Source organism: Agromyces terreus (assembly GCF_009749465.1).
GTDB lineage: Bacteria > Actinomycetota > Actinomycetes > Actinomycetales > Microbacteriaceae > Agromyces > Agromyces terreus.
Genome location: NZ_WBIS01000027.1, coordinates 1 through 865, shown reverse-complemented (window position 1 = coordinate 865; position 865 = coordinate 1). Strand labels below are relative to the sequence as shown.

General features: G+C 60.7%; 2 protein-coding genes. Both read left to right on the top strand.

Annotated elements, in window-relative coordinates:
* The first annotated feature begins 226 nt into the window (after nucleotides 1–226).
* Nucleotides 227–481: a hypothetical protein gene (locus GQQ92_RS16435; RefSeq protein WP_157000385.1), complete on the top strand. Its 255-nt coding sequence runs from the start codon at nucleotides 227–229 to the stop codon at nucleotides 479–481.
* Between the two features lie 201 nt (nucleotides 482–682).
* A partial coding sequence (locus tag GQQ92_RS17005) for a DUF6881 domain-containing protein (protein ID WP_407922083.1) occupies nucleotides 683–865 on the top strand: 183 nt, incomplete at its 3' end.

Below are 865 nucleotides of genomic sequence, written 5' to 3'. Positions count from 1 at the left end.
GTTCAACGTGTACGTCAGCGATGAGTCCGGCACCACACGGATCACGATCAGGTCGACGACTGAATGCTCGGGACGGTAGGGCATCCGGGATCGACGATGCAGGTCGAACGCCAACCGCAGGCGGATCCGCTTCCGGTCCGGTATCGCACCAACGGGTGAATGCGGAACTGAAGCAAACGCAGTCGCTGCTCTAGTGCGAAGATTGGCGGCGGAGAGGAGCCGGTCGATGGAACTGAGTGGTTCGCTGTGGGATCTCACCCCGCTGAAGGCGATCGGGTTGGCGTCGATTTCCGTCTTCGCGATCGCTGTCGGTGTTGTCGTTGCAACTCAGCGCTCGAGGATCCGAGCGCGATGGGCTGATGCCTGGGGTTCTGGCACGGCGTTGCCGACGCTGGCTGTGGTGTTCGGGGCGACGCTCTTCCTCCTCGTTGGGTTCGGTATCGCTGCCTTTCTGGTTGTTCTCGTGGTCCTCAACGGATGAGGATTCCAGACCTCAGCCCGCTCTCGCCTTCGGGGTCAAAGTTCAACGCCGTGTTCTGCGGAGCCATGGCGTTGATTTGCGTTTTGATGGGACTTTCCGGCGCAACCTTCGGGTGGGCGGTGGCTGCAGCTTTTGACGCTCTCGATCTGGTCTTCATTGGGATTGCGGTGTGGGTGCACCGTTCCGAGTCCCATTGATTGGGTGATCCAGCCAGGTTGCGCGGTGGCCCGCGAACCGATCCTTGACCGAGAGAATAGGTCCGCGATCTGTTGGAGGGTTGTGGTGCGATACATACGCGTTCGATGGAACCACGAGGCATCGGACGACCCGGTCTTGTTGTACAGCGAGATCGATGACGCTGGCTGGGAGGTCCGCAAGGTCGAG

What these genes read in the sequence shown, in the direction of transcription:
- GQQ92_RS16435 (WP_157000385.1), top strand. Translation starts at nt 227, where the DNA reads ATGGAACTGAGTGGTTCGCTGTGGGATCTCACCCCGCTGAAGGCGATC.